This is a genomic window from Adhaeribacter swui (assembly GCF_014217805.1).
GTDB classification, from domain to species: domain Bacteria; phylum Bacteroidota; class Bacteroidia; order Cytophagales; family Hymenobacteraceae; genus Adhaeribacter; species Adhaeribacter swui.
In genome coordinates this window covers 16071-32407 of the sequence record NZ_CP055154.1, presented here as the reverse complement: position 1 = coordinate 32407, position 16337 = coordinate 16071, and the positions used below count along the sequence as shown (strand labels likewise).

Sequence of the window (16337 nt, the reverse complement as noted above, 5' to 3'; positions counted from 1 at the left end):
TCCCCTGAAATGAAGAAATTAATCTCTATCCTGTTTTTCTGCTGGCTTTTAACGGCGTGTGGAACCAAAACCGAAACAGCCGAAGAACCGGCTATTAAGCCTAAAACCAGCGTTTCTGTCGTGCAGATACAGCAGGGAAAAGTAGATAACTCCTTGATATTAACGGCTACTACGGTTTACTTGAAACGCAACGTCGTTACCGCCCCCATTGCGGCTTTCATCACGAAGGTAAATGTTCATTTGGGGGATAAAATAAACCAAGGTACGGTGCTGTACGAAATGGAGAGCAAAGAGCGCCGGGCTTTAGGTAGCTCCGCGGCTAAGCTAGATAAAGACCTGGCTAATTTTGGCCGGGTGCAGGTCCGGGCCTCGGCTTCCGGCATCATCACCACCTTTGATAAACAACAGCCTGGCGAATACGTGCTGGAAGGAACCCAACTTTGCACCATTGCCGAGAGCAGCAATATGGCCTTTCAGTTAAATGTACCCTACGAGTATATTCAATTTGCGCAATCAGGTAAAACTTGCCGGATAATACTACCCGATAATTCCGTTCATACAGCCTCCATCACTACCCCGTTGGCAGCGATGAACCCTACCGCTCAAACCCAAACCTTGTTGGCCAAAACAAAAGAAACTCTTTTTCTGCCCGAAAACCTACAAGTAAAAGTACTGCTGGACAATGATCAGGCTGCTAGCCGTCAGGTGTTGCCCAAGGCGGCGGTTCTCAGCGACGAAATGATGGAGGAATTCTGGGTCATGAAACTCATTAATGACAGCACCGCCGTGAAGGTACCCGTGCAGATAGGTAATAAAAGCACAACGGAAACCGAAATAAGTAGTCCGCAGTTCAAGGCCACCGACCGGATTATCTTGCGGGGAAATTATGGCTTACCCGATACGGCTTTAGTTAAAATAACGAAATAACGCGGCATGCAAACCGGTTCTAAAAATTACTTCCAGATTTTTACCAAACCCATTCTGTTTATTGGGCTACTCTTGCTGGCGGCGGGGATATTTTTCTATACCCGCATGCAAACCAATCTCTTTCCGGAGGTGCTTTTTCCGCGTATTACCCTCCTTGCCGATGCCGGACAACTACCCGTGGACCGCATGATGATTACGGTGACTAAGCCTTTAGAAAGTGCGGTAAAAAAGGTGCGGGGCGTTACTATTGTAAAAAGCAGCACTAGCCGGGGCAGCGCCACTATTGAGGTGTATTTTGAATGGGGACTGGACACGTATGCGCAGAAAACACAGATAGAAAGCCGCATAAATGAAATTAAAAACTACCTGCCGACCGGGGTAAACCTGTCCGTAGAAGCCATGAACCAGTCACTGTTTCCCGTGTACGGGTTCAGCCTGGAAGGGCCGGACAAAAGCCAGGTAGCCTTGCGCGATGCCGCCAACTTAATTGTGCGGCCTGTCTTTTCGCAAGTTAGCGGCATCTCGAACGTTATTGTACGAGGAGGAAAGGCCAAGGAATACGTTATTATCCCGGATGCTACCCAAATGTCCGTGCTCGGCATCACCCCCAATACCCTTATTAATGCCTTTAATAACAACAACTTTGTCTTGTCGAATGGCAACGTGTCGGCCTATAACCGCTTGTATTTAACCCTGACCGATACCCGCGTAAACGACGTGGAGGAGCTACAGGAATTAATCATTAAAAACGATGGCACCCGGATTGTCAGGCTAAAGGATTTTGCGAAGGTAGAGTTACAGGAGCAGCAGGAGTTCGTGAAAATAAATGCCAACGGCCAGAACGCGGTACTGATAGATTTGGTAAAACAGCCGGGCATCAACTTGCTGAGTTTTGCTCAGGATGCCAGTGAAAAAGCCGCCGAAATCCAGAAACTGTTGCCTAAGGGGTATGTCCTACAACCCTATTACAACCAGAGTGCCTTTGTCGGCGACAGCATCCACAGTGTTATAAAAACCATTTACGAAGGCTTGTTCCTAGCTATTATCGTAATGATTTTATTTTTACGGTCGTGGCGGGCCAGTTTGGTGGTGTTACTTACCATTCCGGTAACCTTGGCTTTTACCATTCTGGTGCTTTACTTAGTAGGCATTACCATCAACATTATGTCGTTGGGCGCCATTGCGGCCTCCATCGGATTGATTATTGATGATGCCATTGTGATAATCGAGCAGATTTACCGCAGCCACGAGGATTATCCGGAGAAAAACCGGTTTACAGTAGTGAAGGAAGCCATTCAGGGATTATTCCCGGCTATGGTGGGTTCTTCGCTGGCTACCATTGTTATTCATTTCCCTTTCCGGCTCATGAGTGGCTTGGCCGGTAGCTTTTTCCGGGAATTATCTGATACCATGCAGATTACCATGGTAACGTCTTTCCTGGTTACCTGGCTGCTCCTGCCGGTTTTACACTTACTTATCGGGTATAAAAAATCTTTAAAATCGAACCGGCATAACGCCCAACAATCAGTATCTAATTTACGCTGGCTTACCTGGACATTTACCAAACCGGTAGTCTCGATACTGCTCGTGCTGGTTTTAGTCGTTTCAGCGTGGTTTGTTTCCAGCCGGTTAGAAACCGGATTTCTACCCAACCTGGACGAAGGTACCATTGTGCTGGATTATTACTCCCCGGCGGGTACGAGTATTGAAGAAACGGACCGCCTGTGCCGGGAAATGGAAAAAATCATCCTGGCGCAACCGGAAGTAGAAACCTATTCGCGCCGCACCGGTATCCGGATGGCTTTTAGGACGGTGCCGCCCAACTATGGCGACTATTCCATTCAGCTCAAAACAGAACGGGATAAAACGACGGACGAAGTTATCAGCGAACTACGGACGAAAATAAGTGCATCGGTGCCAGCGTTGGATATTGGCTTCGGACAGCGGATTGCGGATTTATTAGGCGATTTAATGAGTTCGTCCCAACCCATCGAAATTAAAATATTCGGCGCTGATTATGCCACCTTGCAGCAGTTGGCCGGGCAGGCGGAAGGCATTCTCCAAAAGGTACCAGGCATTGCCGATCTGGAAAATGGATTGGTAACGGCCGGGCCTTCGCTGGTATTTACGCCTAATCAGGAAAAATTAAACCTGTATAAAATTAATCTGACGGATTTCCAGACCCAGTTAACCGCTTATACGGGCGGCGTGCCGTTGGGTATGAACGCCAACCAACCCACGCCTTCTCCGGCGCAAGCCGCTATGACGGGGGGCATTCAAATTGGTCAGTTACAGGAAGGCGAGCAAATGCGCCGGATTCTATTGCGGTTTACGAACTATCATGAAAACGATGTAGAAGTACTCAAAAAGCAGTTAATTTTCTTACCCGATGGTAGCACGCGGCCAATTTCTTTTTTTACCGGCATCACGGTTATTCCCGGCGAAATAGAGCAGCGCCGGGAAGATTTAAAATCGGTCATCATCTTAACCGCTCGTTTGGATAATCGCGATTTAGGCAGTGCCATTACGGATATACAGCGGCAGTTTGCCCAAAATTTATCGTTACCGCAAGGCTATACCATCGGGTACGGCGGAGCCTACGCCGAGCAACAACAGTCTTTCCGGGAGCTACTTTTGATTTTGAGTTTAGCCATTTTACTCGTGTTTGGCGTGCTACTTTTCCTGTTTAAAGAATGGCTGATAGCCGCCCTTATTATTTTTATTTCCGTGATGGGCATTACGGGCTGTATTCTGGCCTTATTCCTAATAGGCATTCCGCTGAACGTAAGCAGTTACACGGGCATTATTATGATTGTGGGTATTATCGCCGAAAACGCCATCTTTACCGTCAATCAGTTCCGGCAGAATATTAAGGAAACCAACAATGTAGACCAAGCCATTAACTATGCTATTGCCCTGCGCCTTCGCCCTAAATTAATGACTGCCATTGGCGCTATTCTGGCCTTGATGCCGCTGGCGTTGGGAATTGGCCTGGGTGCCCAGATGCAGCAACCCTTGGCGGTAGCCGTCATTGGGGGTTTTGTAGTAGGCTTGCCCATGCTGCTACTGGTATTCCCAAGTTTGATGCGGGTGATTTATAAAAGAACAGAAAGAATACCAAGCCTGTCCGAATAATGATAAATCAGCTAAAGGCCTTAGATACCAACCTGTTTCTTTATTTGAACGGAAAGCACCACGCCTTACTAGACCCTATTATGTTTTATGCCAGTGATAAGCTTTTTTGGGTGCCTTTTTACCTGGTTTTAATTTTTATCATTATTCGCGTTTTTAAGAAAAGAAGCGTTTTCGTGCTGCTGGCCATTGGCCTATTGATTCTAGTAACTGACCAAATCGCTTCTCATCTGCTCAAAAATACAATTCAAAGGTTACGGCCCTCACATGAACTGGCCTTAACTGACCTTATTTATTTAAATAACGGCGGACCAGGCGGCCAATACGGATTTGTATCTTCTCATGCAGCTAATGCTTTTGCTTTAGCTACCTTTCTAGCCTTACTTTTGCCCACTCATTTTAAATTTTTAAAATATATACTATTCTTTTGGGCTATCCTGGTCGCTTACAGCCGAATTTATAATGGGGTGCATTATCCGGGGGATGTGTTGGTTGCAGCTGTGTTGGGAGGAGTTTTGGGAGGGCTAATGAATAAAGGCATTCTGTTACTTTTTCAAAAAAACTACACAAATACCATCGTTGGGAATTGACTTGACCACATAGATGCAGTAATCCTGGCAATAATCATAACTGGAAGTTTTATAGTAGCCTTACCGATGTGCAACTAATATTCCAGCTTGATGCGGGTTCTTAGTAAGTAAAGACTGGAAGCCCTAGAGTTGTCTAAAGTATAAATTTTAATTAATATTCAAGAACTTAATACATAAACGCCATCATATTTATATGCCTACCTGGTTAATATACGCGCTAATAGCCACTTTTTTTGCCGGCCTGACTTCGGTGTTGGCTAAATTTGGAATTTCAAAAATTAGTTCAGATTTAGGTTTAACTATCCGGACGGCAGTGGTTTTTATATTGGTTACGGTTAATCTTTTTACCTGGGAGGGGGGAGCAAAGGGGGTTTCAGAACTTACTCCTAAAACGTTTCTATTTTTAATTCTTTCCGGTTTTACTACCTCTTTGAGTTGGATTTTCTATTACCGAGCTATGAAATTGGGAACGGTATCCTATGTAGCAGCTATTGATAAGGGTAGTATAATTATTACTTTGCTGCTTTCTTTTCTTTTACTTAAAGAACCGCTTACCCCGAAACTTTTAGCCGGTGCTGCCTTAATTCTAACTGGTATGGTCGTTTTAATCTGGAAATAATTATTAAGGATATTACTTTTAAATGTTCCTGGCGGCTAAAATCCCTAAGTATGTAGCTAAAAGGCCTAGAACAACACTGCCGGTTGCATAAACAAAAAAAAGCAATAGTTGCTGATTACCTATTAGTTCCACATTCTCAAAAGTAAAGGACGAAAAGGTGGTAAAGCCACCGCAAAAACCAGTTACCAAAAATAAACGCCAGAATATAGTGGAAGCACCTGCCCGTTGGGTAAAGAAAATTAAAAAACCAATCAGGAAGCAACCTATTATATTAACGAGAAAAGTACCGTACGGGTATACCGAAGTTAAGGTGCCGCCTACCCACTTATTAACAAGATAGCGGGCTATGCTACCCAATCCGCCTCCCATAAAAACAATTAACAGAAATCTCATAAGGATTATCCGTTAATTTCCCAAAATTCTACTGCTTTATAAATAATCATCCTGCCTTTTAATAAAGCCACATTTTTTAGACAAAAGGCTTCCAGTTTATGCTTTTCATCCATGAGCTCCACGCATAAAGCCAAATCAGCATTGTCATATTCCGGATGAGCTACCCGTATTTTATCGTTGAGAGCAAAACCACTATGCGATTGGTAAACAGATGCCATCATCAAACCATCCTGTCTGGCATTTTTAACAATCTCCCGGTAAATTTGCTTGGGTAACAACCGGCGTATGAGCGAATCTTCTTTCAATTTATCTTTAGGTTTTATAAAAATCTGAATCTTGCCCAGTGGCCTTTCATTAATTTTAATAGGATTACTCATGGTCTTCTTTCTTTATTTTAGCAGCTAATCTATATCTGGATAATTTTTGATGAATAAATCCTCTTCTTTTATTTGCCTCCGTTAACGAAGTTTCATCAGAAAAATAAGCATCGAATATTTTGGGTACGGCAATGCGCTGCGAACTGTAAATACCAGAGTGCCCGCTAAAGAAATAAGCCGTAAAGCACGCTACAGCAAAGAATACAGTATGTTCTCCCCCGAAAAGCTCAATACCCATAATGGTACACGCCAGGGGCGTGTTAGTAGCGCCTGCAAAAACTGCAATAAAGCCTAGCGCCGCAAAGAGGCTAACCGGTGCATGCAGCAAAGCAGACAGCGTATTACCCAAAGTAGCGCCAATATAGAACAAAGGCGTAACCTCTCCGCCTTTAAAACCGGTGCCTAGCGTTAAAGTAGTATAAATAGTTTTCCAGAGCCAGCTCCACGTGTCGGCTCCACCTAATTTAAAAGCAGAAATAATGGTGATGGCCCCCGGATATTCCGGTTCTACTCCCAGACTCAGGTAGTCGGGTTTGCCTATTATATAAGTAAGACCTATGATAAGACCGCCACCCAGAACCGGAATCAGCCATTTACGATTGAATAGGTTTAAAAAGATATTTTTTATTTCGTGTACCAGCGTGGCAAACAAGTAACTGGCCAGACCAAAGGCCACGGAAGCAACAATTACTTTTCCTAATAATAGAATATCCAGCGGCAAGTACTTCGAGAGAAAGTAAGGAGTAGCCGGCAACGCATCAATATGATAGCTGGTATGATGTACCGCCCAGGCCGCCACCGTGAGGTCGCCAATCAGGCTGGCCATCAGGGCCGGTAAAAGCGCATCGTATTGAATACGCCCAATGGTGAGAACCTCCATCGCAAAAATGGCCCCGGTTAGCGGCGTACCAAAAACAGCTCCAAAACCAGCCGCTACCCCGGCCGTGAGAATCATCCGCATATCCACGCCTTTTAAGTTAAACCACTTTCCGAACATAGCGGCAATGCTGCCTCCAATCTGGACGGCTGTTCCTTCCCGGCCGGCGGAGCCACCAAACAGATGCGTGATAATAGTGGTAGCTAAAATGATGGGGGCCATGCGTTTGGGCACGCCCCCACCAGCTGCATGAATTTCATCCATAATCAGGTTATTGCCTTTCTCCGACGATTTCCCTACCGATTGGTAGATAAAGTGAATGAGCAACCCAGCTACCGGTAATAAATATAATAACCAAGGATGCTGAAACCGGTAACGGATGGCGGCATGGAGTAACCAAAGAAACAAAGCAACCATACTGCCAATAGCAATTGCAATGGGTATTATTAATATAGTCCAGCGGATTAAGTGTTTGAAAATGGCATATTGCTCTAATGGCCTTCTACGTATTATCATTTATAAATTAAATTATCCGTATTTTAATAATTCATAAAAGTACCAAGGGGCAACAATTTAAAAAATTTAGGATAGCGGTTGATAGATAAACTTTTTATCCGGAAATACTTACTTTACCAATCTTAACAGAATTATCTAGCTCCTTTTAGTGACTTTTATTTTTGAACTTTAAAAGTACTCAATCCGGCAAAAGTAGCTCGGTGGCCTAATTCTTCTTCTATTCGAAGTAGCTGGTTAAATTTTGCTACCCGTTCCGACCGGCAACCGCTCCCTGTTTTAATGTGCCCGGCATTGGTCGCTACTACCAGGTCCGCAATGGTGGTATCTTCCGTTTCCCCGCTACGATGCGAGATAAAGCAATGATAGTTGTTTTGCTGAGCTAAGGCTACGGCTTGCAGCGTTTCTGTAACGGAGCCAATCTGGTTGAGCTTAATCAGGACACTATTCCCAATGCCCACATCAATACCTTTCTGAATAATTTCCGGGTTCGTACAGAAAATATCATCACCCACTAATTCAATTTTATGGCCCAGCGTTTGTGTCAGTCTTTTCCAACCATCCCAATCATTCTCTCCCAGACCATCTTCTAACAAGACAATAGGATACTGGCGCACCCAATCCTCCCAAAGCTGAACCAGTTCGTCCGAACTAAAAGTTTGCTGAGTACTTTTAAATAAGGTGTATTTTCCATTGTTCCACATTTCGCTAGCCGCCGGATCCAGGCAAATTGAAATGTCGGTGCCAGGTTGGTATCCGGCCTTTGTTATGGCTTCCAGAATTACCTCTACTGCTTCTTCGTTCGATTTTAAATTAGGAGCAAAACCTCCTTCATCGCCTACGCCCGTTGAATAGTTTTTACTATTTAATAAGCTTTTAAGAGTATGAAAAACTTCTTCGCCCATTCGTATACTTTCCTTAAAAGACGGAGCATGATGCGGTGCAATCATAAACTCCTGGAAGTCAATATTATTATCGGCATGCCGGCCGCCATTAATTACATTCATGCAAGGCACCGGCAGTATATATTGCTCCCGCTGAACTAATTGTTGATACAGGGGAATGCCTTTAGAAGCCGCCGCCGCTTTAGCAAAGGCAATGGAAGCCGCCAATATAGCATTTGCTCCCAGGCGGGATTTATTGGCTGTCCCGTCTAATTGAATCAAGTATTCATCAAAAGCTTGCTGGTTTTCAAAAGGAATTTCCAGCTTGCCGGCCACTTCGTTATTCAATTGCAAAACGGCCTTTTGGACCCCTTTGCCATTATACCGGGATTTGTCGCCATCCCGCAATTCTACGGCTTCCTTTTCGCCGGTACTCGCACCCGAAGGAGATATACCTCTTCCGGTGGCTCCATCTTGCAAGCTTATTTCTACTTCAACAGTGGGATTACCACGGGAGTCCAGTACTTCCCGTGCCCATATTTTCTTTATTTCCATAGTTGTATTATTTAAGATAGTTAGATAAATACAGGTGATTTAGTTTAATAGATAGAAAGAGGAGACATACAATTTCGCGGACAATTGGATGCCAAAATATCTTATAGAAAAATAAAATGATGTATTTTTAGCAATAAAAAGCTATTTTGATATCCAAATAAGAGCAAGAATATTCCTGATAAAAGCCAAAGAGATAGCAGTGGATGTAAATCCCAGTTGAAATATCGGAAGAAGGATAGTAACTTTTTCACCTACAAATTAATTAAACCGCAGTATAAACCTGCGGTAGCTCATTTGTAGGTGTCATCAGCATCTAAGGCGGTTTTTAATTGGAAGACACCATTTCCATTACACTTATCAAAGTATTATCTACTTATATACTTTAATTCTATTTTTGGGTTTTAAATTAGCAACTTTATAGCCCTTTTACCTCATTTAAGTTTATGGAAAGGGCTAAGCCTGGGGTACCATATAAATAAATGGGCGCAAGGGCAAAGGGCTTACGTCCCCAGCGATTACGATGAGTTAAGTAAGCCACATGTGATGACAAAATGCCAATACCGGCACCAACAAAAACATCCGATTCCCAATGTTTATTTCTTAACATCCGAATAGCTCCAACGCCGGTTGCAATGGTATAAGCTCCCACTCCATACCACTGGCTTTTGTGGCGTAGTTCGGTGTGTAATATAGATGCAGCCAGAAAAGCTTGGGCCGTGTGGCCGGAAGGCATAGAATATTTATTTTCGTGATTAGGTCGCTCTATATGAGTAATATACTTTAGCCCAAAAGCAGATACTGCAAAAATAGCCTCTGCTTTAATAATCAGCAGGGACGTGTTTAAGAAATCATTGTTTGAATTAATCTTAAGCAAGTTTACAATTGCCAATTCCACATATGGAGCAATCATTAACGGATTATCCAACGTAGTTTTGAAATTCGGGAAATGATGCAAAATATCCCGTTGTGCATCATAACTGCTGTAAAAGCCATGGCCATGAATGGTACTGACCCCATATCCAATTAAAATAGTAGGTACAATAGTGGCTTTAAAGATTTTAGATTTATAAAACGGCTTGGGGGAAGAGATTTTTAAACTTGGACTTTCGTATTTCTTCAAAGTATCAGCATCCTGAGCCTGCATAGTCGGACATACCAGCATAACAAGTACCAAAAAAAACAACCAAAAATTTATAATTTTTTGCATAGTTTAATGCTTTCAGGAAGATATAGTTAGATTAACCCTTGAGAATCTTATTTCAACTGGTAAATTAATCCCATGCCGGCAGACCCATTTTCAAAAGCAGGAAGGATTAATATGTTTTTATTACTTAGCTTAGGCAGGCGTTGGCTTATTTTGTTTTGTATAAAGGGATACACGGCATAAACAACGTGCGTGGATATGATTCCGATGCCAGCTCCGGCTAGTACATCCGATAACCAATGCTTATTATTCAACAAACGCAAGGCTCCCGTAGCTGTGGCAATAGTATAGCCGCCTACCCCGTACCAAATGCTTCTATCTTTGTACTCTAAATACATTAAAGTCGCTTTGGTAAAGGCCGAAGTTACATGTCCGGATGGGAAAGCATCAGCAGTTGAATTATCTGGGCGCATTTGGTGCGTTACACTCTTTAAATTTTTACTTATAGTTTTGCTCATATAAGTAGAAAGAGCATATAACGCAGTAAAATTAATTAAATCATGTTTTCCTTTTATCCCGGCTAAGTTCAAACTATATACCGCTACCAGGGGCACATGCTGCGAATAATTATCTAATTTCGTATGAAAACTGCTATAATGTTCCTGTATTTCTTCTTGTATTTCTTCATTTATATTCCATAAAGGTTTACTGCCCATTCCGGCGAATCCTACTCCTAAAAATATAACCGGTACGGCCATTTGCTTCAAGCCTAATTTGCTTAATAAAGGAGGACGGTTTTTGGATGCTTGCACCTGAAAAATAGTGTCTTGCCCTAGATTTTCTATTAGAGAACAATCTTTCTCGGACGCGACTGAATTAGAAGGAATAAGTTCCTTGTGAGAATAAGTCACAATTTGCTGGCCTTCCAAAGTGTCAATTGTATTTATTCCGGGTGCTTTTGGTAAAAAGCGCTCCTGTGCCAGAAGAGAGTAGGGGAATAAAGAAAAATGCCAAAACAAAATCACCTTATAAATAAATGCTAAACTATTACAGGTGCTTTTAGGAGGGTTAGCATAAAATATTTTGCACAGAATTTTCAAATTATTCATCTTCCTTATCTTAAAGCTAATCAACCTAATTTCAAGTGTTCTGAAGCTTTCAGTAACATATTTAATCTAGGTTTAAACACTTAACTGACTTAAAGAAAATAGCAGATTTAGAATTATTTCTGAATTAAAGTAGAAATACTTAAAAGGAAGGAACAATCTGTTAGGAATGGAAATTAAAAGAGTAAGCTGAGCTAATTAAACTATATTTAATTAACTCAGCTTACAAGACTATCATATATTAATAGTAGAATTAATATATCCACGATGTATACTACTTATTCTAGAAAGTATTTGTGCAGTTTTAAATATTTATTGAATTTCTTCTTAAAAAATTATTTAACTTCAAGATAACTTATTAAAAATCTGCAAAGGATTTTGTTTTAGCTTCTACTTTATTGCATATTAATTAAAATGTTTAAACCCTTCATTTTATTAACTGTTTTTTTGGGAATGGTTAATATTAAAAGTTGTGAACCAACATCACCTGGAGAATACAAGACAAAAGCTGACGCTCCCGAGTTATTTCATAAAACAGCCGGCCAACTTACTCAATTTATTATTCATGACATATTTAAGCCTCCTGTTGCCAGCCGAATTTATGTTTATACAAACTTAGCGGCATATGAAACGCTCCGCCAGCAATATCCGGCTTATGAAACCATGGCGGGTAAACTCAAAGGATTTAAGAAAGTCCCTTCACCAGAAAAAGGTTTGGAATATTGCTTCCCATTAGCCAGCATAGCCTCGTATATAACCGTTAGTAAAGCTCTGATTATTTCGGCGTCTGAAATGGAGAAATACGAGCAGGAGATTTACCAGCAATATGAACAAATGGGCACACCAGAAGAAGTTATGTCCCGTTCCATTGCTTATGGCCAACAAGTGGCGCAACATATCCTGGCTTTTGCCAACCAAGATAATTATAAAGAAACCAGGGCCTTAATGCGCTACACATTTACCCAAGAACCAGGTTCTTATCAACCAACCCCTCCCAATTATGCCAATGCCTGTGAACCCCAGTGGAATGCGATGCGGGTTCTTACCCTGGATACTTGTAATCAATTCAAGCCGAAAGTGCCGGCCAAATATAGCCTTGACACTTCCAGTGAATTTTATAAAATGACCAGGCAGGTTTATAATATTTCTAAAAACCTGACCGAAGAGCAGAAAGCCATTGCTTATTTCTGGGATGATAATGCAGTGGTAACTAATGTAAAAGGGCATGTTTCTTATATGGATAAGAAAATGACCCCTCCGGGCCATTGGTTAGCCATTGTGCAAACGCTGGCTAAAAACCAACAGCTTGACCTGATGAAATCCCTTCAGGCCTATACCTTTACTTCTATTGCCTTATATGACGGATTTATTGCTTGCTGGGATGAAAAATACCGGAGTGCGCGTATTCGGCCTATTACAGTTATTAACAATATGATTGACCCAGAGTGGCAGCCGTTCCTAGAGACTCCCCCATTCCCGGAATATGTCAGTGGCCATAGTGCTATTTCGGCCGCTGCCGGGACGGTTTTAACGCATTTATTAGGTAACAACGTAGCCTTTACCGACTCTACGGAATATGCCTATGGACATGGAGTACGGTCCTTTAAATCTATTAAGGAAGCATATATGGAAACTTCCTTAAGCCGGGTATATGGAGGTATCCACTTTTGGGATGGTTCTTTTGAAGGTACTCGTCAGGGAGAGCAAGTAGGAGAATGGGTTTGGTCTAAACTAAGCGAACAGCAGGAAAATAAAAATAATATAGTAGCTGGTAAATGATATTTTTGCTGCCCATAAAACAAAATTTCAGTCTTAAGAAGTAAGGCAAAAGCAGTAGGTGATTAAAACCATTCATTTAAACCCTCCGGCAATTACCTGTTCCAGCGTCGGAGATGGCTTCCTGTAATCCTATTTATACTGGTTATTCCGTTTTTCTAAACTAAAAATAATAGTAAACTTTGCTTTGCTCAAAAATTGTTGATGACTTAAAGTGATATAATACCGCATTTAAGTGTCTTTAATACTTATCCTTAATGAAAAGTAATTTCTTGCATTTATTTCTAATAGCGTATACGCTGTTTTTTTTAGGTTCTCTCTTGGAGATGGACCCGGAAGAGCGTGCGTTAAATTACGAGATGGAAAGCCATGAATATACTATTTCAGAAGGATCCGATGGATTTAACCTAACGGTTGAGGAAGAACCTGGAGAAAAGGCTTTTGCCAAAAAGTTTATTCTAACGGCTATAGCTTCTTCGGCCTACCAGCTTTCTCGCGAGGGCTATTCTTCATTTCTCGTATATGAGGGGCCTCCCCCTAGAAAGCCTAAAAGGCTTTACATTTCTTATTCTAAGCTAATTATATAGTAATAATCATTATTTGTCGCTGGTCAATTTCCGACGAAAGGGATAGCTATGCCCTTTTCATCAAAACAAATAATTGAATATTTACTAATGAAAAAGATATTAATAATACTGCTCTTATGTAGCAGTAATCTGCTTTATGCCCAAAATTCTTTTACTGCTGTTATCAAGGATGACAAATCCGGAGAAGCGTTAATTGGAGCCAGTGCCATTATAAAACAATTAATGCTGGGTGCCACCTCTAATGCGAATGGCCGGTTGACCATTCCTAATATTCCAGACGGCACTTATATTATTTCCTTCTCCTACATAGGCTTTATTGAAGCGAGAAAAGAAATAACTTTCCCCCTTGCCGACCCCAATGAAATATTTGCCATTTCGCTGGAGCCTTCAGGGCTATCCTTAGGAGAAGTTACCGTTACAGCCACCCGTACTAACAGTCGCATCGAAGATATTCCTATCCGGGTGGAAGTAATAGGGCAAGAAGAGATCGAAGAAAAGGCTAATATGAAGCCTGGTAACATTTCCATGCTGCTTAGCGAATCTTCGGGAATTCAGACCCAGCAAACATCCGCCACCTCTGGTAATATCAGCATCCGGATTCAAGGATTGGATGGCCGCTATACCCAAATATTAAAAGATGGGTTCCCTCTTTACAGCGGCTTTTCTTCCGGCTTAAGCTTAATGCAAATTCCCCCGCTCGATTTAAAGCAAGTAGAACTAATTAAGGGTGCTTCTTCCGCCTTATATGGCGGTGATGCGGTAGCCGGAATTATAAACCTGGTTTCCAAAACGCCTACGGAAACACCGGAGTGGTCGGTGCTTTTGAACCAAACCCACAAAGGAGGCCGCGATGTCAGTTCGTTCTTCTCTAATCGGAAAGAAAAGTTAGGCATTACTTTTTTAGCAAGCCAAAGTACCCAAAATGCTTATGATGTAAATAAAGAAGGGTTTACTGATTTACCCGAATTGCAGCAGAATACCCTTTCTCCCAAAGCTTACTATTATATTAATGACTCTACTACTTTGAGTTTGGGAATTACCTCTTCTTTTGAGACCCGCTCCGGGGGAGATATATTTGCCATCAAAGACCAGCCTACTGCCCAAAACGCCTTTGTTGAACGTAACCGGTCCAGTCGCCATTTCTCGCAACTGCGGTTTGATAAAAAGTTACAGCATAACCGCAACCTGACCTTTAAAAATAGCTTTAGTTATTTCCAACGAAACATTTCAGTATTGGATGTGGCATTCGGTGGAAAACAACTGTCCAGTTATACCGAGGCATCCTATTTACTTCCATCGGCCCATAATACAGCTGTAATAGGCGTAAACCTGAATTCTGATGCTTTTCGGGAGAACCAAAGGTTGAACCCTCTTACCCGCAATTATTCCTATGTTACAGCCGGGGCATTTATCCAGAACGATTGGCGGGTTCAGGACAATTTTACGGTACAGGCGGGTTTACGTACGGACCTCCAGAGTAAATACGGAGCCTTTGTGTTGCCCCGCTTATCGTTGCTATATAAATTTACCCCAAGATGGTCGGCCCGAGCGGGAGGAGGCCTGGCCTATAAAACCCCAACAATTTTTAATGCCGATACTGAGCAACTGGCATTTCAAAATGTGGCTTCCATTGCTCCAGACGTAAAGGCCGAAAGGGCGGCAGGAGCTAATATGGACGTTAATTATAACGGGGTATTGTTCGATGAGGTCAGCTTCTCCTTTAACCAAGCTTTTTATTATACCAGGCTAAAATACCCTCTTCTTGCGCACGCAGATGTCAATACCAATATCATTTCCTATGGCAATGCCCCTCAACCAATAGACACGCGCGGGTTTGAAACCAATGTCCGGTTCGCCGTGGAAGATTTTAAATTCTTTGCGGCCTATACCTTTATCAATACCCTTAAACGATATGACCCAGAACAACGCCACCTGGAATTAACACCTAAGCATAAACTGGTGTTAACCCTGGTATACGAAAAAGAGAAAAGCTTCCGGGGTGGTTTAGAAGGGTTTTATACCGGGCAACAGTATTTAAGTAATGGACAAAGGAGCCCGGATTATTGGGTAATGGGCTTGATGGGTGAAAAGATGTTTAAGCATTTCTCGCTCATTGCTAACCTGGAAAACTTTACTGATACCCGGCAAACCCGCTTTGGGCAGGTAGTGCTTCCCCCTTATAAACGGCCTTCGTTCCGGCAGATATACGCTCCTTTAGATGGATTTATTGCGAACCTGGCAGTAAAGGTAACCCTTAAATAACACGCTTAATTTATTGATTTATTTTATCATTTAAGTCTAGAACCTGTTTAGTATATTTCTTAAAGCGTAAAATCAGGAGATTAAAACAACATCTTCCGATGAAAATATTCATAGTATTTTATCGGGAAATCAAGAGGCAAGCAAAAACACTAAACAGGTTCATTAATAAATCATATTATAAATTAAAATTATTTTACCTAAGCAACATTTTGTTTATCTCACTACCTACTATTTGTGCTATTTGGGAGTAACCTGTGCAGACCCTTCCAAGTCATAGTTACCAATCGGACCAATGACGTGCTGAAAGGAACCTTTGAAGGGCAGATCCTTACCCCCACGGGATTAATAATGGAACTCAAGCAAGGCGAGTTCTGCCTAAAAATTAACAGAATGAAGATGTAAAGAAACGCTGCCTAACACCACCTGCGCTAATCTCCAGATAGCTCCCCGGCCATGCCCACTCGATAAGCCACGGCGCTGGGTAGATTTGTCTGTTGATCCTCCCTCCTCTCCTACTCGGCCAATCTGGCCTTATAAGTCAAGTTATGATAAACGGGTTGGTTTCACCTCCAAATAATGATCTTTTTAGGAGATA

13 protein-coding genes and 1 riboswitch are annotated in these 16337 nt (G+C 42.1%); of the genes, 7 read left to right on the top strand and 6 right to left on the bottom strand.

Annotation, left to right across the window (positions count from 1 at the left end; genetic code table 11):
- Window positions 1-9: 9 nt before the first annotated feature.
- The 4 genes from HUW51_RS00155 (at window position 10) to HUW51_RS00140 (ending at window position 5268) form a co-directional block, all read left to right on the top strand.
- Window positions 10-927 (top strand): efflux RND transporter periplasmic adaptor subunit, encoded by a 918-nt coding sequence (locus HUW51_RS00155; protein ID WP_185269885.1) that lies wholly within the window; start codon window positions 10-12, stop codon window positions 925-927.
- A gap of 6 nt (window positions 928-933) precedes the next feature.
- Window positions 934-4062: an efflux RND transporter permease subunit gene (locus HUW51_RS00150; protein ID WP_185269884.1), complete on the top strand. Its 3129-nt coding sequence runs from the start codon at window positions 934-936 to the stop codon at window positions 4060-4062.
- Entirely contained in the window at window positions 4062-4649 is a 588-nt protein-coding gene (locus HUW51_RS00145; protein WP_185269883.1) for a phosphatase PAP2 family protein, read from the top strand. The genes HUW51_RS00150 and HUW51_RS00145 overlap by 1 nt, the downstream gene beginning before the upstream one ends.
- Before the next feature lie 193 nt (window positions 4650-4842).
- Entirely contained in the window at window positions 4843-5268 is a 426-nt protein-coding gene (locus HUW51_RS00140) for an EamA family transporter (RefSeq protein ID WP_185269882.1), read from the top strand.
- Window positions 5269-5286: 18 nt separating this feature from the next.
- On the opposite strand, the gene crcB is transcribed toward HUW51_RS00140, so the two are convergent.
- The 6 genes from crcB to HUW51_RS00110 all read right to left on the bottom strand — a co-directional run bounded on the left by crcB (window position 5287) and on the right by HUW51_RS00110 (window position 11120).
- Window positions 5287-5661 (bottom strand): fluoride efflux transporter CrcB, encoded by a 375-nt coding sequence (crcB, locus tag HUW51_RS00135; RefSeq protein WP_185269881.1) that lies wholly within the window; start codon window positions 5659-5661, stop codon window positions 5287-5289.
- Between the two features lie 5 nt (window positions 5662-5666).
- A complete protein-coding gene (locus HUW51_RS00130) occupies window positions 5667-6038 on the bottom strand; it encodes a DUF190 domain-containing protein (protein ID WP_185269880.1) in 372 nt (123 codons plus the stop codon).
- Window positions 6031-7431: a voltage-gated chloride channel family protein gene (locus HUW51_RS00125; protein WP_185269879.1), complete on the bottom strand. Its 1401-nt coding sequence runs from the start codon at window positions 7429-7431 to the stop codon at window positions 6031-6033. The genes HUW51_RS00130 and HUW51_RS00125 overlap by 8 nt, the downstream gene beginning before the upstream one ends.
- Window positions 7432-7586: 155 nt before the next feature.
- Entirely contained in the window at window positions 7587-8867 is a 1281-nt protein-coding gene (gene eno, locus HUW51_RS00120; protein WP_185269878.1) for a phosphopyruvate hydratase, read from the bottom strand.
- A 290-nt stretch (window positions 8868-9157) separates the two neighbouring features.
- Window positions 9158-9223, bottom strand: a riboswitch (Fluoride riboswitch).
- A 59-nt stretch (window positions 9224-9282) separates the two neighbouring features.
- Entirely contained in the window at window positions 9283-10074 is a 792-nt protein-coding gene (locus tag HUW51_RS00115) for a phosphatase PAP2 family protein (RefSeq protein ID WP_185269877.1), read from the bottom strand.
- 47 nt (window positions 10075-10121) lie between these two features.
- Window positions 10122-11120 (bottom strand): phosphatase PAP2 family protein, encoded by a 999-nt coding sequence (locus HUW51_RS00110; protein WP_185269876.1) that lies wholly within the window; start codon window positions 11118-11120, stop codon window positions 10122-10124.
- Window positions 11121-11531: 411 nt separating this feature from the next.
- Here HUW51_RS00110 and HUW51_RS00105 point away from each other — a divergent pair, with 411 nt between their 5' ends.
- The 3 genes from HUW51_RS00105 (at window position 11532) to HUW51_RS00095 (ending at window position 15742) form a co-directional block, all read left to right on the top strand.
- Complete coding sequence (locus HUW51_RS00105; RefSeq protein WP_185269875.1) at window positions 11532-12896, top strand: vanadium-dependent haloperoxidase; 1365 nt, start codon at window positions 11532-11534, stop codon at window positions 12894-12896.
- A 254-nt stretch (window positions 12897-13150) separates the two neighbouring features.
- Window positions 13151-13480: a hypothetical protein gene (locus HUW51_RS00100; RefSeq protein ID WP_185269874.1), complete on the top strand. Its 330-nt coding sequence runs from the start codon at window positions 13151-13153 to the stop codon at window positions 13478-13480.
- Between the two features lie 87 nt (window positions 13481-13567).
- The gene (locus tag HUW51_RS00095; protein WP_185269873.1) at window positions 13568-15742 is read left to right on the top strand and encodes a TonB-dependent receptor; all 2175 of its coding nucleotides are present in this window, start codon (window positions 13568-13570) and stop codon (window positions 15740-15742) included.
- Window positions 15743-16337 lie beyond the last annotated feature (595 nt).

What these genes read in the sequence shown, in the direction of transcription:
- HUW51_RS00100 (WP_185269874.1), top strand. Translation starts at nt 13,151, where the DNA reads ATGAAAAGTAATTTCTTGCATTTATTTCTAATAGCGTATACGCTGTTT.
- HUW51_RS00130 (WP_185269880.1), bottom strand. Translation starts at nt 6,038, where the DNA reads ATGAGTAATCCTATTAAAATTAATGAAAGGCCACTGGGCAAGATTCAG.
- HUW51_RS00095 (WP_185269873.1), top strand. Translation starts at nt 13,568, where the DNA reads ATGAAAAAGATATTAATAATACTGCTCTTATGTAGCAGTAATCTGCTT.
- HUW51_RS00155 (WP_185269885.1), top strand. Translation starts at nt 10, where the DNA reads ATGAAGAAATTAATCTCTATCCTGTTTTTCTGCTGGCTTTTAACGGCG.
- HUW51_RS00140 (WP_185269882.1), top strand. Translation starts at nt 4,843, where the DNA reads ATGCCTACCTGGTTAATATACGCGCTAATAGCCACTTTTTTTGCCGGC.
- HUW51_RS00115 (WP_185269877.1), bottom strand. Translation starts at nt 10,074, where the DNA reads ATGCAAAAAATTATAAATTTTTGGTTGTTTTTTTTGGTACTTGTTATG.
- HUW51_RS00150 (WP_185269884.1), top strand. Translation starts at nt 934, where the DNA reads ATGCAAACCGGTTCTAAAAATTACTTCCAGATTTTTACCAAACCCATT.
- HUW51_RS00105 (WP_185269875.1), top strand. Translation starts at nt 11,532, where the DNA reads ATGTTTAAACCCTTCATTTTATTAACTGTTTTTTTGGGAATGGTTAAT.
- crcB (WP_185269881.1), bottom strand. Translation starts at nt 5,661, where the DNA reads ATGAGATTTCTGTTAATTGTTTTTATGGGAGGCGGATTGGGTAGCATA.
- HUW51_RS00125 (WP_185269879.1), bottom strand. Translation starts at nt 7,431, where the DNA reads ATGATAATACGTAGAAGGCCATTAGAGCAATATGCCATTTTCAAACAC.
- HUW51_RS00110 (WP_185269876.1), bottom strand. Translation starts at nt 11,120, where the DNA reads ATGAATAATTTGAAAATTCTGTGCAAAATATTTTATGCTAACCCTCCT.
- eno (WP_185269878.1), bottom strand. Translation starts at nt 8,867, where the DNA reads ATGGAAATAAAGAAAATATGGGCACGGGAAGTACTGGACTCCCGTGGT.
- HUW51_RS00145 (WP_185269883.1), top strand. Translation starts at nt 4,062, where the DNA reads ATGATAAATCAGCTAAAGGCCTTAGATACCAACCTGTTTCTTTATTTG.